This is a genomic window from Staphylococcus sp. LKG4-2 (genome assembly GCF_050955665.1).
Taxonomy (GTDB): Bacteria; Bacillota; Bacilli; order Staphylococcales; family Staphylococcaceae; genus Staphylococcus; species Staphylococcus saprophyticus.
Genome location: NZ_CP194532.1, coordinates 1,661,281 through 1,687,107 on the forward strand (window position 1 = coordinate 1,661,281; position 25,827 = coordinate 1,687,107).

Sequence of the window (25,827 nt, forward strand, 5' to 3'; positions counted from 1 at the left end):
AATATCTTTAAATTATTAAAGGAGGAATTACACATGCCAATCGTAAATGTAAAGTTATTAGAAGGACGTTCAGATGAACAACTTAAAAATTTGGTAACTGAGGTTACAAATGCTGTAGAAAAAACAACAGGTGCTAATAAAGAGGCGATACAAATTGTCATAGAAGAAATGAAAGCATCTCACTATGGCGTAGCTGGTGTGAGAAAATCTGATCAATAAAAACAGAATTAATGATCAAAAATGTAATCAAGTTCATTACCTAACCCACCTGATTACAAATGAAAAATTTTCTATATAAAAAAAGCGTACGCTATCCATAGGGTAACGTACGCTTATTATTATTTATGTCGAAACTATCTTAATCTTCTTCAAGGAATTTTTTAACTTCAGCTTTATTTTTGGCTTTATCAATTTCTAAAGCACTACCGTCCATTGGTGTTTGAATATCCTGATAAGTACCTTTAATAGGTAATGTAACAGAGACGACTTTCTTATCACCACGGATACCAAAGTTTAAACCTGATTGTATTAATACAGAATCTGGCATATTCGTATTTAAATAACCTCTTAAAATACCAGCAACTTTTGGTAACTTCGGTAATGTATCCAAACTTGCGAGTTCTTGCTTAAGAGACTGCATTACTTGCTGTTGTCTACGTACACGACCAAAATCGCCTTCTGGATCATGTCTAAATCTAGCATAACCTAATAATTCTTTACCATTCAGACGATGATGTCCTTTTTTCAATGACACGCCAATATTTTTTGACATATCTTTCTCAACATCAATTGGCACACCATTAGGTTCTAGTTCATCTATCATTTTTTCAAATCCAGTAAAATCTAAAATCGCATAATATTCAGGATCAATGCCAAGATTTTTCTTCAATGTTTGTCTTAACAATTCTGGTCCACCGATAGAATATGCAGAATTTATTTTATGCTGTCCGTTTCCAGGAATATCAGCATAAATGTCACGCATCACAGACATCATTTTCATCTTTTTGTGAATATAATCGTATTGCGCTATCATAATAGAATCCGTTCTAGAAATTCCGCCTTGTTCTTTATCCGCACCTAGTACCATAACCGTAATTTTACCATCATTCTTTACGGCACCATTAAATTTATGCTGTTTCAACGTTTTACCATGATCTTTAGCATATTTTATGCCGGAATTATAACCATGTACGGAATAGCCTATGATAATTGCTAAAATAATAATACCAATCAAAATAATAAATGGTAGTTTCCTAAACCGCTTCTTTTTCCCCCTACGCATTGGCGGAGGATTAGTATTGCCTTGTGTGTTCTTACTACTTCTTAGTTTGTCTTCATTCATTAGTATCAACCTTATATCTTCAAAATTGCACTTCTATGTACTATAATTAACATATATTAAAGTTATATAAAAAGTGTATAAAAATCAAGTAATATCTTAATATATGGTACTAAGGTCTAATACGGAAAGGATGTTAAGCATGAATATAAACAAAGCCTACTTCGCAGGAGGTTGCTTTTGGTGTATGGTTAAACCCTTCGACACATTTGAAGGTATTGAAAGCGTAACCTCTGGCTATATGGGAGGACATGTGGATAATCCTTCATATGAGCAAGTTAAGACAGGCAACACTGGACATTTGGAAACTGTTGAAATCGAATATGATGTAGCACTGTTTTCATACAATAAATTATTAGAAATTTTCTTTTCAGTAATAGACCCATCAGATGAAGGCGGACAATTTCAAGATAGAGGTGCACAGTACAAAACTGCTATCTTCTATACCAATGAAGACCAAAAAAATGTTGCCGAAGAATATATTGAACAACTCAAAGAAACAATCGATAAAGATAAAGCTATTGCAACTCAAGTATTACCTGCTGCTACATTTTATGAAGCAGAGCCAGAACATCAAGATTTTTATAAAAAAAATCCAGAACGTTACGCCAAAGAACAACAAGACCGTCAAAATTATAAGCAACAGACAGATAAATAAACAAAAAGCCGGAAACAGTACGATGATCACTGTATCCGGCTTTTTCTCATAAATCCTATTTTTGTTTTTTCATTTCTAAAGGTATCTTATTTTTTTCTTGAACTTTTTTACCATTAAATAAATCCATAACTGTTTTAATACTTTCTTCTCCCATTAAATTGGGTTGTTGTGCGACTGTTGCAAATAGTTTGTTGTTTTCAACAGATTTTATTGCATCTTCATTACCATCAAATCCAATAACTTTAATATCTTTATTACCAACCGCTTCAACAGCCCCTAAAGCCATTTCGTCATTTTGTGCAAATATTGCTTTAATATCAGGATGCGCTTGAATCATATTTTGCGTTACATTTAGACCTTCTGTTCTATTAAATTTGGCACTTTGTTTTGATACGACATCTAACTCATCATCAGCAACGTTGTGGAATCCCTTACCACGCTCACGAGTTGCACTAGCACCTGGTATACCTTCAAGCTCTACTACTTTTGTACCTTTACCAAATTTATCAACAATGAGCTTGCCGCCCATTTCTCCACCTTTAACATTATCTGAAGCAATAAACGAAGCAACTTTTCCTTTAGCAACCTCTCTATCTAATGTGATAACAGGAATATTTTGATCATTCGCAATTTGAACACTACCCGAAATAGCATCTGAGTCAGTTGGATTCACGATAAGATAATCTACATTTTGCTGTATTAAATCATCAATATCATTAGATTGCTTTGCTGCATCGTCTTGAGCATCTGCAAATTTAACCTTAATACCTTGTTTCTTCGCCTCAGCTGATATACCATCTTTAATTTTCACAAAAAATGGGTTATTCAATGTAGAAATACTTACACCAACCACAATATCTGATTTTTTCTTGTCTGATTTACCACTATCTTGCTTTTCTAGAGGAGACTCTAAAGAACAACCAGCTAACAACAGTATCATTGCCATCATACTTAAAAATAATTTTTTCATGATAAACCTCCTACTTTATTTATTCTTTCTATCAATGAGTACTGCAATAATAATGACAACTCCTTTAACTACTTGTTGGTAAAATGAAGAAACCCCTAATAAATTTAGTCCATTATTCAACACACCTATAATTAATACACCTATTAATGTGCCAAGTATACGTCCCTTACCACCTGTTAAAGATGTACCACCCAATACAACAGCAGCGATTGCATCCAATTCATATGACATACCTGCAGTTGGCTGCGCTGAGTTTAAACGAGATGTGAGAATCGCACCAGCCATTGCAGACATTAAACCAGCTAAACTATAAATCATGATTTTTAATTTATTCACTTTAATACCAGAGATAAAAGCTGCCTTTTCATTACCACCCATAGCATAAGTTTGTCTACCAAATATTGTTTTATGTAAAATGATATACAAAATAATGAAAGTAATAAACATTGTCACTGCTGGAACTGGAATACCTAAAAAATAACCTCGTCCAAATAATTGAAAGGCATAGCTGCCATTTAAATTAGTAATTGGATTGCCATCTGTAATAACCAGTGTCAAACCTCTAAAGACAGTCATTGTAGCCAAAGTCGCTATAAATGGCGCCATCTTACCAAGCGTAATTAAAAGCCCGTTAATAGCACCTAAAATCGCACCTAAAATACAGCCTACTAATAGCGCAATCATAGAATCTACACCTGAGACCATTAAAATAGCTATAAGCGCACTGGATAACGCTAGTGTAGAACCAACAGATAAGTCTATGCCGCCCGTTAAAATTACAAATGTCATACCAAATGCAATTAATCCATTTATAGAAACTTGTCTCAATAAGTTAAACAGATTAGATGGTTCTAAAAATGCACTATTTAATACACTAATGATAATGACTAATAATATTAAACCAATAAATGGAATAATTTTTTCTAAATATGAAAATGATAAGCTAGATTGTTTCATTGATATTCCCTCCTGTAGCTAATGTCATAATACGTTCCTCAGTTAGATCTTTTTTATTTAAAACACCTGCAATATTACCTTCATGTACAACGGCAACTCTATCACTCATTCCTATCACTTCTGGTAATTCTGATGAAATCATAATGATAGACATACCACGTTCTGTCAGTTCATTCATTAATTGATAAATTTCACGTTTTGCGCCAACGTCAATTCCCCTAGTTGGTTCGTCTAAAATCAAAACGTGTGGTGCAGTAGCAATCCATTTAGCCAAAACAACCTTTTGTTGATTTCCTCCAGATAAATCCATACAACTATCATCTTTTCCACCTTTGATATTCAAACGCTGAATCATCTGTTCTGTATAATTGTTCATCGCTGTTGGTGTTAAAAAACCACCCTTTGAAAAACTTTTCAATGCAGGTAATGAAATATTTTCTATAATAGAATCTTGTAGAACTAAACCTTCTTCTTTTCTATTTTCAGTAATAAACGCTAACCCGTGCTTTATGGCCGTCTTAGGATTATTCATGTGAATGGTTTTACCATTAAGTGTTACTTGCATTTGTCCTTTGTCTAGGCCAAATAACACGCGCATGATTTCAGATCTACCAGCACCCATAAGTCCACTGAATCCAAAAATCTCACCCTTGTGTAACTCAAAATGTACATCATTTAAGTCATATACCGTAGAACTTAACTGATTAACTGACAGCACTAATTCATCTTGCTTATAATTTCTTTCTGGATACTGGTTATCCAAATCTCTACCAATCATGGCTTTTACAATTTTTGCATTAGAGGTCTCTTGCGTGTTCGAAGTTAATATAGACCGGCCGTCTCTCATCACTGTAATACGGTCTGCAATATTAAAAATTTCTTCCATTCTATGTGAAATATAAATAAATGAAACACCTTTAGATTTTAATTTATTAATTTGTGTGAATAACACTTCAATCTCACTAGTCGTTAAAGCTGCCGTTGGTTCGTCCATAATAATGACTTTAGAATCTTGCATTAATGCTTTACTAATTTCTAACATTTGTTGCATACCTACTGATAACGTCCCAGCCATTTGATTCAAATCAAGCTGTATATTTAAATTGTTAAATATTTCCAACGCTTGTTTTCTCATCACTTTATGATTAATTATCCCTAAAAACTTCGTTGGTTCTTTACCTAAAAATAGGTTTTCTAAAACCGTTAAATTAGGCCAAATATTTAATTCTTGTTGAATAAATGACACACCATGTTGCTCAGCGTCTTTTGTATTTTTAAATTGAAGTGGTTTACCATCTTCTAAAATTTGTCCACCATTTGCTTCATAAACGCCGGTTAAAATTTTCATTAACGTACTTTTGCCGGCACCATTCTCCCCCATCAATGCATGAACTTCGGCATCCGCAATATCAAAATCCACACCTCTAAGAACATCATTCTGACCAAAAGATTTATAAATATTCTTCATTTCAATCATCCATTGATCCCTCCTTTAAAATAAAACGTCACTAGCTAATATGACATTCGCATAAGGTTTCGCTTCACCCGTACGAATGATAGCTTTTACATGCTTACTATGTTGCTTTAATAATTCATGGGATTCAGTAGTAAATTTAATTTCTTCTTCTTTTAAAACGTTATAAAGTGATTCATTTTCAGTTTTCATTTCACTTGCTAAAGTCATTTTTTCGATGGCCATATGCGATTTCACAATATGAAATACATCTAAGAATGATGGTTTACCAAAATCCAATGCTAAATCTATTTTTTTAACACCGTTTGGAATTGGAAGACCACAATCAGCAATCATAATTTCATCTGTATGACCTAAATCACTAAGTAATTTTGAAATATCGCTATTTAATATCCCTGTTTTATACATAAAATTTACCTCCTTATATGTAACCCGTTACATAATGTCATTTAATTACGTGTACTTCCTCTATGTTTAACTGTAAGTGCCAATTGCTTATGGTTGTTTGTTAAATTATCCGTATTCAAACCTAATAGTTGGGAAACGGCAATTTCACCTAAATGATATGCTGATTGATCTATAGTAGTAATTTGTGGATAGGTCATTTCTGAAAATGGAATATTATCATATCCAATAATTTGTATTTCTGCTGGAACTTTAAAATGATATCTTTGTACAATGCCTAAAACGTTTATCGCTAATAAATCATTACTACAAATAATACTGTCGATGCTAAGTTCCTTAATTAAGTCAATAAATTTTTTATCATTATCTAATAACGTTGCTTCTAACATTTTATAATCAATACGCTGTTGATCTAATATGTACTTAATACCTTGGACGCGTTGATGAAATGCATCGATTAATAAATTTTCATGTACGATTAAAACGTTTTTACCCTTACCTTTTCGTACTACCTCTGCCTGAAGTTGACCACCTTTAAAGTGATTCGTTGAAATCCCATTATGCTCATTATTAATACGATCTATAAAAACAAATGGAATGTGATGATCAGTCAGTGTGTTCTCGATAATATTTTCATTAAATGCTGTAGATATCATGCCTGTACAATTGTGTGATACGAATGTTGCTAAGTAGCCTTGTGCTTTTTTTATATCATTATCACTATTACCAATAAGTACTTGGTAACCATGTGCTAAAGCAACATCTTCAACGCCACGAGCGATAAGTGTAAAAAAAGGATTACTCATATCCGGCAGTAATAAACCTATTAGTTTAGACTTTCTTTTATATAATGTGCGTGCTGCTTCATTTGGTTGGTAGTTTAATTCGGCAATTGCTTCTTCTATATGAAGTCGTGTTTTTGCCTTAACATAACCATTGTTATTAATTGCCCTTGAGACAGTTGCTACAGAACATCCTGCTAAAGTCGCTACATCTTTAATCGTTGCCATGTTTCACCTCTTTTATGTAACCGTTTTCATATTAACATAAGATTTTACTATTTAATAGTCTATTTTCATAAACTTGTTATTTAATTATTTTTTCACACTATAATTATAATGCTTAAAATTGTTATTATTGATATAACATAAATAATTAGGATAGCTATTTAGCTACAATAAAAATCATTTCGAATAGATAACATTAGATCCAAAGTGTAATAATACCTTTAATATTTAAAAAGAATATATAAAGATAATATGTTAAAAAGAAAAGAAATAATATGGTAATACCTTGTTGAAAGCGTTTTCTATTGGTGATATATTATGGTTATACCTTAAGTAACAAGGTAATGTTAAATTCATAGTTAGAGTCAAAATGATATTTAGAAATTTTATAGTTAGTTTATTAATGTAATTAATAACTTCTCCAGTAATTAATTACACAAAAACCATTAAGCACTATCAACTCCTAGAAACACCCCACATGCTGAGCACATGTGGGGTGTTTTGTCATTCATATTATTTATGTTTTCTAATGACACGCATTACTTTTATCATACTAAGCCATAAGGAATGACGTTTTCTATAAACAAGAAACCTTGGTTCCCAATTTGGATTAAATTTCTCTTTATATTTTCTCAAACCTTGAAATCTATATAAACCATTAAAATGTTCGAAAACACGGCCTGCAATACGTTCTCCATAAAATGAATAAGGTAATTGACCTACATTCGATAACGTAGCCATTCCCATATTAAAATGTTGATAATTTTGTTTTTGTGACCATAACAACATATTTAAATATAAACCATCCATTAATGGCAATGTGCAATCTGGTTTCCAACGTATGAGATCAACAGAAATCGTTCCTTTATAATAAGTTGGCATCAACGTACAAAATGCAATAATAAGTCCATCACTGTCTTTTATAATTGCAATGGGTGCTTTTGATAAGTACGATTCATTGAAACTACCTACTGAAAAATGCATTTCTTTTTTATCGGCGAGCCATTCATCACTAATTGTTTTCAAATCCGTAATTAAAGCTTGCGTAAATGGAGGTTCTATAACTTCAAAAGTATATTTTAAATCATCTAACTTATTTAAAGTTGCCCGTAAACCACGTTTTTTCTTACCAGAAATCTTAAATTCATTCAAATCGATAACCGCTTCTTCACCTAATTTAAAGAATTGATTACCGAAACTGTGATAAAGAGACATATTTCTATCCGTTACTTGATAAAAAATAATATCATAGCCAAGATACTCTGCTTCTTGATAGAAAGACTCTAGTAAACTATAGAAAGATTGGGGATTACCTATAGGATCTCCAAGTACAATGTATGCATTGCGTTGATAACGATACATTATAAAGGCATCTTCATTTTCATTAATAAAAAATTTTTTATCGCCACTATACATGAGATGACTTAAATAATTACCACCGTATTGTTTTACAATAGACGCACATATTTTAGTATCTTCTCGTGTATTAGATATTCTATAACGATATTCAAACCACCAAACAATCAGACCAACAATAACCGCTACCAATAAGATAGTAAACCAGAAATAATATCTCAAAATAGAGGTGTCTATCTCAATGTGATAAATGTCTAATGTATAAAACGTACTCGCAATAACAATATGATTAATATAAAGTACGAGCGCACCCATTATAAAACTTAAGCATAATTTTAAATATCTAAATGGACGTTTTATAACTCGTGCTCTTCTGTAAAAAATGAACAATAAAATTAACATTACAACAAGCCAACTAAGTAATATAAATGAAGCATACGTATAGGCTGTTACAATAAAAATTAATATAATAGAAATAATCGAAAATAAGATGGCACGTTTAGATAAGCGATATACACCTACCACATTTAAAAGTAATAATAAGCATGCACATGTGTGAACCGATACGATAATGTAATAGATATAGTGATTCGGATCATATAGGCCATCGTAGATAATAGTTAGATTATTCAAGAAAAATAATAGACTCGTAAACATTAATAAAATAGCAATTGAAAACGAGGGTGCACGTGCAATAATATCCTTTTGGTAAGATGATAATAATGATGTCATATCTCTCACCGGAACAAGTATTCTTGCATCTTCCCAGTAGCGTTTAGCTGTACCACGAAATTCAAATGTAGATAAAATTAAAGCAACGAGCACAGGAAATAGATAATACGCAAAACGATAAAGTAATAACCCTAAAACTATAGATTCTTCATCTATATTCAAATGCTTAAGCCCAAGTAATACTACTAAATCAAATGTACCAAATCCACCAGGTATAAAACTGATAAGTCCTGATAAAGCTGCAATGATAAATATGCCCATAAATATTGAGATTGGTACATGAACGCCTGCCATTGTTAAAGCCATATATAAAACGAGTGCCGCAACAAGCCATTCAATACTTGATACAATCGTACAATAAACACCTAATAACTTTTGATTTTCTTGTACTGGTCGTAAAATCGTAAAAATTACAAACACCGGTAAGAACAAGGCTACAACATACATTAGCCATTTAATCCATGGGTATGGTGTAAATAGATGTGATACATCAAATACATGGATGACTACTAAAATGGATAATAAACTTAACCCTGTTAACATAGAAATCAATACAATAGAAATCGTGTGCAGTAACGCTCTTTTATCATCGGTGGCATTTTTGTAAAATAAAAAACGCACGCTTGCGCCAATAAAACCACCAAAACCTACGACAGCATTAAGCGCATTGACAATATACCCAACACGTATCGTTTTTAATAAAGAAATTTTTAAATTTAATGATTTCGCTAATATGACATCATACATCGAAAGTACAATAATCGATGCCCCGCCAATTACAAATAAGGCGACTAACCATACACGATTAATTTTTCCAAACGACTGAATCGTTTCTTTAATATTAATATGCGACAATTCCTTATATAAAGTAAACACTACGATACTAAATAAGGCGACCGCAAACACAACTTTTAAAATAGAAAATAATCTACTTCTCATTTCTTTAGACATGTTTTCACTTCACTTTTTAATAATCTAAGCTCAATAAAAAATATAGCACAATAATAATATATAAGAAATAAAATTTTAATAATAACTTCTAACATAATTGTTAGGCCCGTAAAAATGAAAAATCCTTTCTTTAAACAAGTGAGACTTTACATTTTTAAATCCGTTAGCTATTTCCTAAATGAAAAAGAGTCCGAGACACCTATTTTTGTCCCAGACTCATTTATCAATCTCTTACATGTATGATGAATAATGAAGTATTCAGTTGTAAATTCTAGCGTATTTGTTCATCGTTTGTAATTTCATATTCACCTGCATCATCGCCATAATATTTATTATATCTGCGTTTATACATTGAATATAAATGTGAGACTAACACTTTTAATATAGCGTAGGCTGGAATACCTAAGATGACACCAACAACACCTAAAAGATTACCTGCACTCAATAAGATAAAGATAATTGTGAGTGGGTGAATCTTCAGCGTTTTACCCATAATATTAGGCGATATGAAGTGACCTTCTATAAATTGAACTGCAGTCCATACTATGATTAATTTCAAGAGCATAATTGGAGAAGTAATTAAAGCAATAATGATAGCTGGAGAAATTGCAATTGTAGGCCCTAAATATGGTACAACACTCGTCACAGCAGCTATAGATGCTAAAATTAAACTATAATCTAATCCGATAATACTATAACCAATAAATAGTAAAATACCGATACAAAATGAAACAATAATCTGTCCTTGGATATAAGATCCAACTTGTACACTCATTTTGTCTAATAAATCATGATAATCTTTTCTAAATTTTGGTGGCATTAATTTCGTAGAATATTCTTTGAAATGATGGCTATCTTTTAACATAAAGAATAAGACAAATGGTGTTGTGGCAATGACTACCCCTACATTTACGATAGCTTCAGCAAAGTTTTTCACTTTTGAACCGAAACCATTAAAATAATCAGAAACCATTGATGGTAGCTTGTTAGCTAAAGCATCTAATTGTTCTTGTATTTGTCCATAAAAGTTAGAAATCAAGGAATTTCTAGTAAGATTATCAATAAATTGATTCACTTTATCTACATAATGCGGAAAATTATTACCGAAACTTTTAAATTGAGTACCAATGACTGGTATCAATAAATTAATTGCTAACGCGATAACCCCAATAATAACTAGGAATAAAATAATAACGCCCCAAAGACGTGATATATTATAGCGTTCCATCAAATTGACTAATGGATTGAATAAATAGTATAGAATGATGGATACAATAATCGGTGCTACAATCGTATTAAATACAATGATAAATGGTTTAAATATATAGGATACTTGATCAAATATAAATATCGCAATACCAATGAGTATCAGCATGATTAAGGCGAATAATAAATCTTTGCCTCCCATAAATTTCATGAAGCGGGTCTCTGGAAAACTAAGTCTCAATTTTTCTTTTTTATTTTTTGTTTCTTGTCTAACATTGTCTTCATTCGACATATATAACTCACCATACCTTAACTTAATTCTTAAAAATTATAATCATATAATCTACCAGATAAAAAAATACTGTACAAAATTATATCATAGAATGCTTTAATCGTCTTAATTACTAATCCTCATCATATCACATTATTAACATTTCACATATCTATTTTTATAACATATATGTACCCTAATTCATACGTCTTAATAATTCTAGTTTAAATATATCCCCAATAATATAAAACCATTGTCATACCCTTTTTCGCATAAAAAAGCCTGAAACATTTATCATCAATGCTTCAGACTTTATTTTATAATATGCTCATGAATTATAATTAGGTGTGTTTTTGCTTTGAGTAACTTTCTTTTTGTCTACATCTGTGGTTTGCGTTGCTTTTTTCTTTGGAATTGGAACAATATAGTTACCATAGGGGATTTTACCTATTAGATAAACAATCAATACAGATACTGCTACTGTTAATATAAATACGCCCATAAATTTACTTTGTGGCACGATATCTTCAATTATAGGCAAACGTTTTACGAATTGAATTGCAACGTAATGCACTAAATAAATTCCCATAGAATAATTACCAATTAAGGTTAAGGTTTTTAAAATGGTGTGATTCTTTTTAACATGTTCATATAAATAATTTAGAAACACAATGAAAAATGGAATATAAATCATATTCGACACAGTAATTGAACTTTGTAAATGATCCAAATCAATACTCAATAGGAAATCGATAAATAATATACCTATAATAGTAGATAATATGGCTTTGTGCTTAAAGATGAGGATTCTAATTTCATTGTAAAATTTAGCATATACAATACCTAACATAAAGAATGATATCCAATTCATAATGAATAATTTATCATTCACAAAACGTTCGACACCACCGCCACCTAATGAAACTGGCCCCATTCTAATCCAAATGATATTAGCGATTGTCGCTAATATATACACTATAATAATAGGCCAACCTTTTTTGAATTTCTGTAATAACGGAAATAAAAAGTAAAACTGAATAACAGTCAAAATAAAATACAAGTGGAAATTTGCTTTTCCATACACAAAGTAATTCAATAATTTCCCATCATCTTCAAGATTATGTAAATAAAAGGCTCTATATAATAAGTAAAATACTGTCCAAATGATATAAGGAATAAATATTTTACTAAAACGTGATTTAACAAAATAATCTAAATTAAACCCTTTATTCACTACTGAGATTGTTAATAAAAACGCACTTATTACAGCAAATATAGGCGTTCCTAACCTTGCTATTTGGTTAACGTAACCTAAGCCATCTGATGTAAATGTCCCTCCTGACAAGGCTATACTATTAACTGTATGTATCGCCACAACTAACATAGCGGCAACAGATCTTATTATCGGTACCTCATCATAATACTTCATACACGTACGTCCCCCTAAATTCAAATCAGACAGAACACCAAGTATAAGATGATTCAATATACTTGTAAATAGAATTTACAATCAAATTATAAATCTTAATAATTACATTACACACAATTAACAAACATTAATCATTTTACTTTAGTTTTACACCAATTAATATATTATTTTTCATTAATCATCTTTATTTATTCATTTTATAATCGTATAATATAATTACACATATAATACACAACTTAAAATAGGAGCATTTCATTGAAAAAGACAATAGTCATTATATTAATTCTTCTAATCGGTTTAGCTGGTTACAGTTATACCAAAAGTTCAAAAAAGCAAATGACAGATCCACTGATATTTGCTAAAGCTGAGATAGGTAACACATTTTATTCTAAAAATAATGATACTACTTATAAATCAGTTCAAAAATATACAAATAACCATTCATCTAAAACAGGTATAACATCAACAAATAACAAAACTTTTAGAACAGCATTTTCCTATTTACTAATTGAAAATACAAAGACACATGACCTTTATTTAGGATATTTTGGTGACGTTATAAATGAAACACCAGTATCTATAAAATATACTGGTGATGTAAAAATCATATTAGATAAAAAAACAAAATTAAATATGCCAAAATCAACCACTCTAGTAGATGAGTTAGACTCAGGTACTAAGAAACGTGGCTATGCATTCACTAAATTAGATTCACAAAAACAACCAAAACAAATAGAAATTGTACTAAATAAACCTATAAATACATATGACCAACAAAATTATGGCAAAAACATTCATATCAGTCTTCACGCCAGCGCTAACTAATAAATAACTAAATTGTTATATCCTATGACGCCTATCATTTATGGATATGATTCACAAATACAAAAAACAAACCAGATGGCAAATATAGCATCTGGTTTGTTTTTATTATACATTCAATTATCAATCCACTTTATATATGACTTTCTGTTTAACTACTATCTTGTTAAGATTTATGGTTTTCCATAAAGTGGTAGACATGTAGCGTTAAATAGATAACCTCTGCCTCATACACTTTTATTTTCAATTCTTGTTGTAAAAGTCGCATGATTTTCAATGCAATATTAAAACATAATGGATATTGTTCTTTGAGTAGTGCTTCAAAAGCATTGGTTTTCTTTAATGATTCACCATTTCGTAATCGTTTAATTAAGAATTGAATATGTCTTATAAAACGTTGATATTGAATAGTATCCTTATCTATCGTTTGTTTCAAATCATTTTCTAAAATAAAAACACTCTTATTAATCAGTTCGTTGATTAAATCCATCTCACGCATGGACAATGATTCAGTATTCGAAGCAATATGTAATGCAATAAAACCAATTTCATCTTCAGGAAAGTGAACCTCCAATACGTGATTTAAACGTTCAATTACTTTTTCAGCTATTTTGTATTCTTTGCTATACAACTGTTTAGTTTCTACAATAAAAGGATTATTAATCAACTGATTTTGCTTCAACCGCTTATAAGCAAAAATAATATGATCGGTTAATGAAATGACTAATTTTTGGTTATCTACCTTCATTTCCGAATTCTTAATAATATTAACTGCTTCTATCACTGCTTGAATTAAAGTATCATTTGCTAGCTCCATTAATGTTTTATAATGGTCTTGCTGTGATTTTTGATCCAATATGTATATTTTTTCTATCGTTTGATTCTCTTGTAAAATCATGCCACTTTTTTTATTAAACCCAATGCCTTTTGCAATTAATACATATTCCGCTTGTGCTTTTGTACAAATAATCACATTATTATTGAGAACCTTAGTTATTAAGAAATCATTCACATCAATCATCCTTATCTTTATCTTACTCAATATTATATAGTGACTAATTATAAAATGAAAGAATTATTCTATTTTAATTAATAAATATACCTTACGAGTTAATTAAAAAAACAAAAAACGCCTCTAAGATGTCACTTTATCGTGACAATCTTAAAAGACGCTTTAAGCTTTGATATTTATGAACTAATTATCAATTTGATTATTTTTTCATGCCCCAACTTTCAATACCAAATAAATTGATTTCTAATTCTTCTGGTTTGAAAACTGGTTTTTTGCCAGCTTTACGTTGACGTTGGTAATCGTTCATAACAGCAAATGCAATGTTTGAAAGACCTATGATTGCTACCAAGTTGACAATCGCCATCAATCCCATAAATACATCTGCAGTACTCCAAACAGTTTCTGTCTTAATTACTGCACCAACAAACACTAATACGACAACTAAACATCTAAAGATAAATAATATCGTTCTATTTTTTGATAAGAACTCAATATTAGATTGGCCGTAGTAATAATTACCAACTACTGAAGAAAATGCAAAGAGTGTAATGGCAATCGTTAAGAATATACCACCAGCACTACCAAGATGCTCATTTAAAGCTGATTGCGTTACGGCAACACCTTGTGATGCATTTTCACCAAACTCTAAACCGCTATAAAGCAATATCATAATAGCCGTTGCTGTACAAACTAGCATCGTGTCAAAGAATACACCGAGTGCTTGAATTAAACCTTGTTTAACAGGGTGTGGTGGTGCTGCTGTCGCTGCTGCGTTAGGCGCAGAACCCATACCAGCTTCATTAGAAAATAGACCACGTTTTACACCTTGTAGTATGGCAGCACCAACTGCACCACCTGTTACTTGTTCAAATCCAAATGCACTTTTAATAATTGTAGAAATCATTGGAATAATTTGATCATAGTTCATGATAAGAATCACTAGAACTAAACCGATATAAATAATAGCCATAACAGGTACAATAACTGAAGATAAATTGGCGATACTACGTACACCACCAAATATAATGATAGCAGTAAGTACCGCTAAAATAATGCCTGTTATTATAGGATCTACATTATATTGTGTTTTCAATGATTCAGCAATTGTATTAGATTGAACTGTATTAAATACAAAAGCAAAAGTAACCGTAATTAATACAGCAAACACGATACCTAACCATTTTTGATTTAAACCTTTAGTTATGTAATAAGCTGGTCCACCGCGGTAACCGCCTTCTTCATCAGGCACTTTGTATACTTGTGCTAAAGTTGCTTCAATAAACGCACTCGCTGCACCTATAAATGCAATAACCCACATCCAAAAGACTGCACCAGGACCACCAAGTACTATAGCTGTAGCAACACCCGCTATATTACCAGTACCAACCCTAGAACCAGCACTTATCGCAAATGCTTGGAATGGAGAAATACCTTTTTTACCGTTATCTAATGTTTCAGGTTTTTCACCAATAGCACGAAACATTTCTGGAATCCATCTTAATTGCACAAATTTAGAGCCGATAGTAAAGAATATACCTGCTGTTATTAAAAGTCCAATTAGATATTGTGACCAGATTAAATCATTCCCGACTTGAACAAAAGCTTTGAACCAATCTGGAATTAAACTATCAAAATCTTTCAATTTAATCCCTCTCATCTATGTAATATTTAATTTCAAATTAGAGCAAGAGATTTATAGACAGTCTTATAAGGAATTGTAACATTTCATTACATGCCACTTATAAAATGATGAAAAAGTACGCCCTAGTCATACGCCTAATACGATACTTTTCACACTGCTATAAACCTCTTTTTTAATAATTTATTGCACCTAACTGGTATTTTATCACTATATAGTTGTATTTACTAATAATTTTTAAAAAATTACCCCTAATTAACTTCTAAGTCAATAATTTCACCAAATTCACTTGTATCTACAATAAAGCTGCCATTTGTATATTGTTCAGACAAATGAATATCTTTAATGGCGCCAGATTCTTGTTGTTTATCAGAATAAATTGTGTAAGTCGTGTGCTCAGGTTGAATTACGTCAGCCGCTACAATACGATGCGGTGACTTTTTCAATTCTTTCAGTAATGTAATTCCACGTTGTGCACGTTTGGCTGTTTGTAGTACTTTGAAACCAATACGTTTTAGTGATCCTCGTTGTGTTGCCATTAAAATTGAGTTGTTTGCACTAATGACCTGTGTTAACACGGCGAAGTCTTCATCTTTTAGATTAATTGATTTAACGCCAGCTGCTCTCAATCCTGTATCAGAGAGTTCATCACTACTATAGGTTAATGACATACCTTTATTTGTAATAACAGTAATTAATTGAGTAGAGTCTATGCGCATGACATTAATAATTTCGTCATCATCTTTCACTTTCATTGCAACGAGAGGTTTATTGAATCGTGATGTTTTAAACATAGAAACATTACTGCGTTTAATCATTCCATGACGCGTAGCTAAAATATAAAATGCGTCTGGTTTAAAATCACTTTCGCAATACGCATCGATGATAAATTCACCTTCATCAAGTGGCACAATTTGAGAAACATGTTGACCTAATTCTTTCCATTTAATTTCAGCTAATTTATGTACTGGAATAAATAGATAACGCCCTTTATTAGTAAAGACCAATGCAGTATCAAGTGTATTGACTTCTTGATGTTTCATAAGTACATCACCGTCTTTTACACCAATTTCATTTACGCCACTGGCATTATAACTACGTAATGAAGTGCGTTTTATATAACCGTGTTTTGTAACACTCATAATAACCGTTTCACTAGGAATCATAACTTCTTTATCAATTTTAATTTCAGAAATCTCTGCTTCTATTGAAGACAAACGCCCTTGTTTAAAACGATTGCGAATTTCTGTTAATTCTTCTTTTATTACATTTAAAAGTGCACTATGATCATCTAAAATATTTTTTAAACGTCCAATTAGTGATTTTAATTCATCGTGCTCTTCTTGTAGTTGCACAATATCTGTGTTCGTTAAACGATATAATTGTAGTGTTACGATCGCTTCGGCCTGTGCCTCTGTAAAATCAAATTCAGCGACTAAGTTGTCTTTAGCATCTTTTTTATTCTTAGAAGCTCTAATTAACTTGATAACTTCATCTAAAATAGATAATGCTTTCATAAGACCTTCAACAATATGCATTCTGCTTTCAGCATGATCTAATTCATAACGTGTACGTTTAGTCACAACATCAATTTGATGATTTAAATAACTATCAATAAATTGACGAATCCCCATTAATACTGGTCTACCTTCACTAATAGCAACCATATTAAAGTTATAAGCAACTTGTAAATCTGTATTTTTGTATAAGTAATTTAATACAGCTTCACTATTTACGTCCTTTTTCAATTCAATGGCAATACGTAATCCAGTACGGTCTGTCTCATCTCTTACCTCAACAATACCATCCACTTTTTTATCAGCACGTAATTCATCCATCTTTTTAACAAGTGAACTCTTATTCACTTCATATGGGACTTCAGTAACAATTAATTGCTTTCTGCCATTTCTTAATTCTTCATCTTCGACTTTTGAACGAACAATAATTTTACCTTTACCAGTTTCATAAGCTTTTTTTATACCATCTATACCTTGTATAATGCCACCTGTTGGGAAATCTGGTCCTTTAACATACTTCATCAACTGAGCTACTGTGATATCAGGATTATCGATAAATTTAAGTGTAGCCTGAATCACCTCACCCAAATTATGTGGTGGAATATCTGTTGCATAACCAGCAGAAATACCCGTACTTCCGTTAATTAATAAATTAGGTAACCTTGCTGGTAATACCATCGGTTCCAAAGTAGTATCATCATAGTTTGGCATGAATGGTACTGTTTCTTTATTAATATCTCTTAAAAGTTCTTCAGAAATACGACTTAACTTAGCTTCTGTATAACGCATTGCTGCAGCCGGGTCATTGTCGATACTACCGTTATTCCCTTGCATTTCTATGAGCACATGACACAGCTTCCATCCCTGACTGAGTCTTACCATAGCATCATACACAGATGAGTCGCCATGAGGGTGATACTGTCCAATTACGTCACCGACTGTTTTAGCACTTTTACGGAAATTTTTATCATATGTGTTACCACTAGAATACATAGCATACAAAATACGTCTTTGAACAGGTTTGAGCCCATCACGAACGTCTGGCAATGCACGCTCTTGAATGATGTATTTACTATATCTACCAAAACGATCGCCAATAACATCTTCTAGCGATAAATCTTGAATTATTTCACTCAATTGATTTCCTCCTCATTAGGATGTTCCTGTTCTAAAATTTGGATTTCATTATTGTCTAATATACTTTGTTCTTCTTGTAATCCAAATTCAACATGGTTTTCTATCCATTCACGTCTAGGCGCAACTTTGTCACCCATTAATGTTGTTACACGTTTAGAAGAACGTAATTCATCTTCAACTTGAACTCTGATGAGTGTTCTTGTATCTGGGTTCATTGTCGTTTCCCATAATTGATCAGCGTTCATTTCACCTAAACCTTTATAACGTTGTAATGAGAAACCTTTGCCTAATTTTTTTTGTAATTTTTCTAATTCTTCATCAGTCCATGCGTATTCGATTTTTCTTGAGGCGCCTTTCCCTTTTTCTAATTTATAGAGGGGGGGTAAGGCAATAAATACCCTTCCAGCTTCTACAAGTGGTTTCATATATTTAAAGAAAAATGTTAATAACAGTACTTGTATATGTGCACCATCCGTATCCGCATCAGTCATAATAATTATTCTGTTATAATTACTATCTTCAATTTTAAATTCATTACCAACACCAGCACCAATAGTATGAATAATCGTATTAATTTCTTCATTTTTAAATATGTCATCTAGACGTGCTTTTTCTGTGTTAATGACTTTACCTCTTAAAGGCAGAATAGCCTGGTATTTACGATCTCTACCTAATTTTGCTGAACCACCTGCTGAGTCACCCTCAACAAGATAAAGTTCTTTCTTCTCAGTATTTTTACTTTGAGCTGGCGTTAATTTACCTGAAAGTAAAGTATCTTTACGTTTATTTTTCTTACCGGAACGTGCATCTTCACGAGCTTTACGCGCAGCTTCTCTAGCTTGTTGTGCTTTCAGCGCTTTTTTAACAAGTGATTTTGATAACTGACCTTTTTCTTCTAAATAATATGGAAGTTTGTCTGCTACTACAGAATCCACTGCACTTCTAGCTTCTGGTGTACCCAATTTAGACTTTGTTTGTCCTTCAAATTGAAGTAACTCTTCCGGAATACGGATGGAAATAATAGCTGTTAACCCTTCTCTAATATCATTTCCATCTAAATTTTTATCTTTTTCTTTTAGTTCATTAATACGGCGTGCATAATCATTAAATACACGTGTCATTGCAGATTTGAAGCCAACTTCATGTGTACCCCCGTCTTTTGTACGCACATTATTAACGAAGCTCAAAATACCTTCTGAATATTGATCATTGTATTGGAATGCAACTTCAACTTCGATATTATTAGCTTCACCAGAAAAGTCGGCTACATCATGTAAAACTTCTTTGCCTTCATTAACATAAGCAACGAATTCTTTAATACCATCTTCATAGTGAAAAACATCTTCACGTTCTTTTCCAGCTCTTAAGTCTTTCAATGTTATTTTAAGACGCTTAAGTAAAAAAGCTGACTCCTGAAGTCGCTCACTTAAAACATCATAATTAAAAGATGTTGCTGATTTAAATATCTCTGGATCTGGTTTAAATGTCACCTTAGTTCCAGTCTTTTTAGTTTTCCCGTGTTTAACCAAACCAGTTGTTGGTTTACCACCTTGTGCAAAACTTTGAGTATAGATATTGCCATCTCTGTATATTTCTACTTCTAACCATTCACTTAATGCATTAACAACGGAGGCACCAACACCATGTAATCCACCTGATGTTTTATATCCGCCTTGTCCAAATTTTCCACCAGCATGAAGTATTGTGAAAATGACTTGTACTGTAGGTTTTCCAGATGTATGTATACCTGTTGGCATCCCACGACCATTATCTTCAATTGTAATGCTTTCATCTTTATTAATTGTAACTTGGATTTCGCTACCAAAACCATTTAATACTTCATCGACGGAATTATCGACAACTTCATATACTAGATGATGTAATCCACGTTTATCGGTAGAACCAATATACATCCCAGGTCTTTTTCTTACGGCCTCTAATCCCTCAAGTACCTGAATGGAATCATCCGAATAATTATTTTTCTTATTCATTGCCAATCGTTTCGCCCTCCTACAAACGTACGTTCGTTTTTAAAACTATACATTAGTTATTCTTATATAAATCTTGATAAAATGCAAGTATCAAATGAATTTTCAATTGAGAAATAATACCCATTTTAAATTTTCATTCGTATTATCCTATGCTTATATGGTAAAATAATTTTAATGTCATTAAAGGATGTGGATTATATATGATGATTGTAATCATGTTAATACTAAGTTACCTTATCGGTGCTTTCCCAAGTGGCTATGTAATAGGTAAACTATTTTTCAAAAAAGATATCCGTCAATTCGGAAGTGGTAACACTGGGGCAACAAACAGCTTTAGAGTATTAGGAAAACCTGCTGGATTTCTTGTAACTTTCCTAGATATATTTAAAGGGTTCATTGTAGTGTTCTTTCCACTATGGTTACCTGTCCAAGCTGAAGGCCCAATAACTACATTTTTCACAAATGGACTTATTGTTGGTGCTTTTGCAATTTTAGGCCATGTATATCCAGTTTATCTTGGATTCAAAGGCGGAAAAGCCGTTGCAACAAGTGCTGGTGTCATACTAGGTGTCAATCCTGTCTTATTATTAATATTAGCAGCAATTTTCTTTGGAATATTATATTTAACAAAATATGTATCGTTATCAAGTATCATTGCATCTATTTGTTGCGTCATTGGTGCATTATTAATTCGAGACTATATCCTATTTATTGTTAGTATTGGTGTCGGTGTATTGCTCATTATTAGACATCGAACTAATATTGTAAGGATATTTAAGGGTGAAGAACCTAAAATTAAATGGATGTAACTATTACAATAGTCGTTCTACAAAATAATATGTTGTAAACAAAATTTGAGCTGGGGCGTTAATGCCTCCAGCTTTTTTATATCACATATTGAATCGTAAGATTTAAACACAGCTTTATGATCATTAATTCTATTATACTACTTATATGTATCATTATCATGCGTTATATATATTTCTCCGCATTGTAGAATGATTTGACATAACTAATTGAAAAATTATGTTATACTACTTTTAATATTACTGAAAGTGGGTAATATATAAAAATACTAATTCAATTTAGTTGCCAATAGTCATAAGTTAAGTACTTGTGAACCGAAAGGAGACTTTTATTATGGAAATAGAACTTTCAAATAATGCCGTGTCTTGGTTTAAAGAAGAACTTGAATTACCTGAAGGTGACAAAGTCTTACAATTCTTTGTACGTTATGGTGGCGAATTCCAATTAAAACAAGGATTCAGTCCTGCATTTAGCGTTGACAAAAAAGAGGATGTTGAAATTGGTTATGAAAATCATTACGACGGTTTAGATGTCGTAATTGCTGAAAAAGATTTATGGTATTTTGAAGACCATAATTTATTTATTGACGTAAATGATGGCATTGATGAAATTTCATATGCTACAAAATAACCTATATAATAAAAAGCGCCTGGCTCAAGTGTCAGACGCTTTTTATTATATATAGATATAGATATTAACCACTTCGTTTTATAAGCCGTTTATGACCTCTAAGCACTCTCCAGCCTTGTTTCTTTTATCAACTTCACTATAAGTTGCATGCCACTCAGGGAAATATTTATCTAATCTAATTGGTTTGAAATCTTCTTTTTTTATACAAGTCAATGCCGTTGAACCTGTTGTTGCAAGTTCCCCTGCTTCATTATAGATTTCATATTTATATATGGATCGCAAACGTGAATATCTTTCAACCCATGTTTTTATTGTTACTTTTTCCGGATAAAAGATCGATTTAATATACTTGATATCTAAATCGATTACTGGCGAAATAATATCACTATCTTCCATATCCTTATAACTAAAACCTAGTTTAGAAATATAATCTGTTCTTGCTACTTCAAACCACGTAGGATAATTACCATGATAGATTACACCCATTTGATCAGTTTCTGAATAACGTGCTTCAATTTGTGTCATACTGTAAATCATTTTTGCATCCTCTTTTCAATATTTCTACTGATACATATCATACCTTAAATATTAACATAAAAAAGATGGACTAGCATATGGCCAGTCCATCAGTATACTAATTATACAGGTTTGTTTTTTTATTGTTGTCCAGCTAGCTTATTTCTTAATACAAGTTGTAAGATACCACCATGACGATAGTAATCCATTTCTACATTTGAGTCGAAACGAGCAATAGCTTTAAATTCAATTACCTCACCATTGTCTTTTTTAGCTTGGACTTTAACTAAGTCGTGTGGCTTAACATTTTCATCAATGTCTACAGAGATAACTTCAGTACCATCGATACCTAAACTATCAGCTGATTCGCCCTCTTGGAATTGTAGCGGCAATACGCCCATCATTACTAAGTTTGAACGGTGAATACGTTCGTAACTCTGCGCAATAACTGTTTTAACGCCTAATAAGTTTGTACCTTTGGCTGCCCAGTCACGTGAAGAACCCATACCGTAGTCGTTACCTGCTAATACAACTAATCCAGTACCGTTTTCTTTATATTTCATAGCTGCATCAAATATAGACATTTGTTCACCTGTAGGCCAGTAAGTAGTATAGCCACCTTCAATACCAGGTACAAGTTGGTTTTTAATACGAATATTCGCAAATGTACCACGCACCATAACTTCATGGTTACCACGACGAGAACCATATGAGTTAAATTGACGAATTGGCACGCCATGTTCAATTAAATATTTACCTGCTGGTGTATCTTTACCAATCGCACCTGCTGGAGAAATATGGTCTGTCGTTACAGAATCACCAAATTTACCCATTACTCGTAAATTATTTAATGAATCAATTGTTCCTGGTTCTTTAGATAAACCTTGGAAAAATGAAGGATTTTGGATATAAGTTGATTCTGGATCAAAATCATATAAAGGTTGATCCGTTACATCAATTTCATTCCACATTTCGTTATTGTTATATACAGTTTCGTACTCTTCTTTAAATAAATCTGGTGTAACAACAGTATCAACTGTGTCTGAAACTTCTTTGATTGATGGCCAAATATCTTTTAGATATACATCTTCGCCATCTTTACCTTTACCAAGTGGTTCATTTTGTAAGTCAATATCTACTGTACCAGCTAAAGCATAAGCAACCACTAATTGTGGTGATGCTAAATAGTTAGCTTTAACTAATGGATGAATACGACCTTCAAAGTTACGGTTACCTGATAAAACAGAAGTAACAAGTAAATCTTCTTCAGCAATCGCTTTTTCAATTTCTTCTAATAATGGACCAGAGTTACCGATACATGTTGTACAACCATAACCAACAAGGTTGAATCCTAAGTCATCAAGATATTCATTTAAACCAGAATCTCTTAAATAACCAGTAACAACTTTTGAACCTGGAGCTAATGATGTTTTAACATATTCAGGTACTTTAAGACCTTTTTCAACTGCTTTTTTAGCAACAAGTCCAGCACCTAACATAACATATGGGTTAGATGTATTCGTACATGAAGTAATCGCAGCGATCGCTAAATCACCCGTCTTCATAGTTGTTGAAGTGCCATCTTTAAATTCAATTGTTGCAGTTTTATCAAATTCACTCTTATCAAAACCATGACCTTGGTTACCCGCTGGTGCAGTTACTGATTTTTCGAATTCTTTTTTCATGTCACTCAAGAAGATTAAATCTTGTGGACGTTTAGGACCTGATAATGAAGCTTCAACAGTAGCTAAATCAAGTTCTACAACATCTGTGTACTCAGGATCTTCTTTTTCTACAGTAAAGAACATGCTATTTTCTTCTAAATATGTTTTAACTAAGTCAATTTGTTCTTCAGAACGACCTGTTAAACGCATATATTTTAATGCTTCTTCATCTACTGGGAAGAAACCACAAGTAGCACCGTATTCAGGAGCCATATTAGCAATTGTTGCACGGTCAGCTAATGGTAAATGTTGTACACCTGGACCGAAGAACTCAACAAATTTGCCTACAACGCCTTTTTTACGTAACTCTTGTGTTACACGTAATGCTAAGTCCGTTGCAGTAGCACCTTGTGGTAAAGCATTTGATAGTCTAACACCAATAACTTCAGGAATTGGGAAGTATGAAGGTTGACCTAACATACCAGCTTCGGCTTCAATACCACCGACACCCCAACCTAATACGCCAAGACCGTTAATCATTGTCGTATGTGAATCGGTACCAACTAATGTATCTGGGAATGCAACAGTTTCACCATCAACTTCACGTGCATGTACAACGTTAGCTAGGTACTCTAAGTTAACTTGGTGTACGATACCCGTTGCTGGTGGAACAGCACTATAATTATTAAATGCTTTAGTTGCCCAATTTAAGAACTGGTAACGTTCATAGTTTCTTTCAAACTCTAATTTCATATTTCGTTCTAGCGCTTCTGGATTAGCATAGCTATCTACTTGTACTGAGTGGTCGATAACTAAATCAACAGGCACTTCTGGATTGATCTTATTTAAGTCGCCACCTACATCATTCATGGCTTTACGTAATGAAGCTAAGTCTACGACAGCAGGTACACCTGTGAAATCTTGTAGAATTACACGTGAAGGTTTGAAAGGAACTTCTCCTTCTGCACCTTCAGTAAAATCAGATAACGCTTTGATGTGTTCATCTGTAATTACAAAACCATCTTCTTGTCTTAAAACAGATTCTAGTAATACTCTAATTGAATATGGCAGTTTCGCTACTTTAGTTAAACCTTGTTCTTCTAAAGTGTTTAAATCATAATACGTGTATGATTTCCCATTTAAGTCAAACGATTTTTTCGCTTGCTGTTTAATATTAGAAGCCATATAAATCCCCCTTGAATTTTTTTAATATATGCCGTTAGTTAAATTGTATAATTATATGTAGTTTAAAACAACTAGATAGAGCCAGAAACATGGCTAAATTAGATTTGATTTTTCAATCAGTATACATAAGCAAAACTTATTGCTAAATGCAG

The 25,827-nt window shown here is 32.2% G+C and carries 20 protein-coding genes; 5 read left to right on the top strand and 15 right to left on the bottom strand.

The features are described 5' to 3' along the window. Nucleotides 1-33: 33 nt before the first annotated feature. Nucleotides 34-219 carry a 2-hydroxymuconate tautomerase gene (locus ACM6UH_RS08250; protein WP_011303163.1) on the top strand — a complete coding sequence of 62 codons (186 nt, stop codon included), beginning with the start codon at nucleotides 34-36 and terminating at the stop codon, nucleotides 217-219. Nucleotides 220-358: 139 nt separating this feature from the next. Here the strand turns inward: ACM6UH_RS08250 and ACM6UH_RS08255 are convergent, their stop codons facing one another. Then, on the bottom strand, nucleotides 359-1,342 hold the full coding sequence (locus tag ACM6UH_RS08255) for an LCP family protein (RefSeq protein ID WP_011303164.1): 984 nt from the start codon (nucleotides 1,340-1,342) through the stop codon (nucleotides 359-361). Nucleotides 1,343-1,481: 139 nt separating this feature from the next. Between ACM6UH_RS08255 and msrA the strand changes: the two genes are divergently transcribed. Then, on the top strand, nucleotides 1,482-1,997 hold the full coding sequence (gene msrA / locus ACM6UH_RS08260; protein ID WP_011303165.1) for a peptide-methionine (S)-S-oxide reductase MsrA: 516 nt from the start codon (nucleotides 1,482-1,484) through the stop codon (nucleotides 1,995-1,997). Nucleotides 1,998-2,052: 55 nt separating this feature from the next. On the opposite strand, the gene ACM6UH_RS08265 is transcribed toward msrA, so the two are convergent. The 8 genes from ACM6UH_RS08265 to ACM6UH_RS08300 form a co-directional block, all read right to left on the bottom strand. Then, nucleotides 2,053-2,967 carry a D-ribose ABC transporter substrate-binding protein gene (locus tag ACM6UH_RS08265; RefSeq protein ID WP_011303166.1) on the bottom strand — a complete coding sequence of 305 codons (915 nt, stop codon included), beginning with the start codon at nucleotides 2,965-2,967 and terminating at the stop codon, nucleotides 2,053-2,055. Nucleotides 2,968-2,982: 15 nt separating this feature from the next. Further along, complete coding sequence (locus tag ACM6UH_RS08270) at nucleotides 2,983-3,924, bottom strand: ABC transporter permease (RefSeq protein WP_011303167.1); 942 nt, start codon at nucleotides 3,922-3,924, stop codon at nucleotides 2,983-2,985. Continuing rightward, a complete protein-coding gene (locus ACM6UH_RS08275; protein ID WP_011303168.1) occupies nucleotides 3,911-5,401 on the bottom strand; it encodes a sugar ABC transporter ATP-binding protein in 1,491 nt (496 codons plus the stop codon). The genes ACM6UH_RS08270 and ACM6UH_RS08275 overlap by 14 nt, the downstream gene beginning before the upstream one ends. Before the next feature lie 15 nt (nucleotides 5,402-5,416). Next, on the bottom strand, nucleotides 5,417-5,806 hold the full coding sequence (gene rbsD, locus ACM6UH_RS08280) for a D-ribose pyranase (RefSeq protein ID WP_011303169.1): 390 nt from the start codon (nucleotides 5,804-5,806) through the stop codon (nucleotides 5,417-5,419). Nucleotides 5,807-5,847: 41 nt separating this feature from the next. Next, nucleotides 5,848-6,813 (bottom strand): LacI family DNA-binding transcriptional regulator, encoded by a 966-nt coding sequence (locus ACM6UH_RS08285; RefSeq protein ID WP_011303170.1) that lies wholly within the window; start codon nucleotides 6,811-6,813, stop codon nucleotides 5,848-5,850. A gap of 510 nt (nucleotides 6,814-7,323) precedes the next feature. Then, nucleotides 7,324-9,849, bottom strand: a complete 2,526-nt coding sequence (gene mprF, locus ACM6UH_RS08290; protein ID WP_047503706.1) for a bifunctional lysylphosphatidylglycerol flippase/synthetase MprF — start codon at nucleotides 9,847-9,849, stop codon at nucleotides 7,324-7,326. Between the two features lie 271 nt (nucleotides 9,850-10,120). After that, on the bottom strand, nucleotides 10,121-11,347 hold the full coding sequence (locus ACM6UH_RS08295; protein ID WP_011303172.1) for an AI-2E family transporter: 1,227 nt from the start codon (nucleotides 11,345-11,347) through the stop codon (nucleotides 10,121-10,123). A gap of 307 nt (nucleotides 11,348-11,654) precedes the next feature. Next, nucleotides 11,655-12,755, bottom strand: a complete 1,101-nt coding sequence (locus ACM6UH_RS08300; protein ID WP_048787425.1) for an acyltransferase — start codon at nucleotides 12,753-12,755, stop codon at nucleotides 11,655-11,657. Between the two features lie 255 nt (nucleotides 12,756-13,010). On the opposite strand from ACM6UH_RS08300, the gene ACM6UH_RS08305 reads away from it, so the two are divergent. Beyond that, on the top strand, nucleotides 13,011-13,580 hold the full coding sequence (locus ACM6UH_RS08305; protein WP_048787424.1) for a hypothetical protein: 570 nt from the start codon (nucleotides 13,011-13,013) through the stop codon (nucleotides 13,578-13,580). Between the two features lie 163 nt (nucleotides 13,581-13,743). Here ACM6UH_RS08305 and glcT read toward each other — a convergent pair whose 3' ends face one another. The 4 genes from glcT to parE form a co-directional block, all read right to left on the bottom strand. Continuing rightward, a complete protein-coding gene (glcT, locus tag ACM6UH_RS08310; RefSeq protein ID WP_061050609.1) occupies nucleotides 13,744-14,589 on the bottom strand; it encodes a glucose PTS transporter transcription antiterminator GlcT in 846 nt (281 codons plus the stop codon). A 199-nt stretch (nucleotides 14,590-14,788) separates the two neighbouring features. Beyond that, nucleotides 14,789-16,231, bottom strand: a complete 1,443-nt coding sequence (locus ACM6UH_RS08315) for an alanine/glycine:cation symporter family protein (protein WP_011303176.1) — start codon at nucleotides 16,229-16,231, stop codon at nucleotides 14,789-14,791. 248 nt (nucleotides 16,232-16,479) lie between these two features. Then, nucleotides 16,480-18,882 carry a DNA topoisomerase IV subunit A gene (gene parC / locus ACM6UH_RS08320; RefSeq protein ID WP_011303177.1) on the bottom strand — a complete coding sequence of 801 codons (2,403 nt, stop codon included), beginning with the start codon at nucleotides 18,880-18,882 and terminating at the stop codon, nucleotides 16,480-16,482. Next, nucleotides 18,879-20,873, bottom strand: a complete 1,995-nt coding sequence (gene parE / locus ACM6UH_RS08325; protein ID WP_103301490.1) for a DNA topoisomerase IV subunit B — start codon at nucleotides 20,871-20,873, stop codon at nucleotides 18,879-18,881. Before parE ends, parC begins: the two co-directional genes overlap by 4 nt. A gap of 200 nt (nucleotides 20,874-21,073) precedes the next feature. On the opposite strand from parE, the gene plsY reads away from it, so the two are divergent. Beyond that, nucleotides 21,074-21,682, top strand: a complete 609-nt coding sequence (gene plsY, locus ACM6UH_RS08330; RefSeq protein ID WP_002483371.1) for a glycerol-3-phosphate 1-O-acyltransferase PlsY — start codon at nucleotides 21,074-21,076, stop codon at nucleotides 21,680-21,682. A 331-nt stretch (nucleotides 21,683-22,013) separates the two neighbouring features. Then, nucleotides 22,014-22,310: a HesB/YadR/YfhF family protein gene (locus tag ACM6UH_RS08335; RefSeq protein WP_002483372.1), complete on the top strand. Its 297-nt coding sequence runs from the start codon at nucleotides 22,014-22,016 to the stop codon at nucleotides 22,308-22,310. A 78-nt stretch (nucleotides 22,311-22,388) separates the two neighbouring features. Here ACM6UH_RS08335 and menI read toward each other — a convergent pair whose 3' ends face one another. Continuing rightward, nucleotides 22,389-22,847, bottom strand: a complete 459-nt coding sequence (menI, locus tag ACM6UH_RS08340) for a 1,4-dihydroxy-2-naphthoyl-CoA hydrolase MenI (protein ID WP_069822218.1) — start codon at nucleotides 22,845-22,847, stop codon at nucleotides 22,389-22,391. 119 nt (nucleotides 22,848-22,966) lie between these two features. Next, nucleotides 22,967-25,675 carry an aconitate hydratase AcnA gene (gene acnA, locus ACM6UH_RS08345; RefSeq protein WP_433911951.1) on the bottom strand — a complete coding sequence of 903 codons (2,709 nt, stop codon included), beginning with the start codon at nucleotides 25,673-25,675 and terminating at the stop codon, nucleotides 22,967-22,969. Nucleotides 25,676-25,827 lie beyond the last annotated feature (152 nt).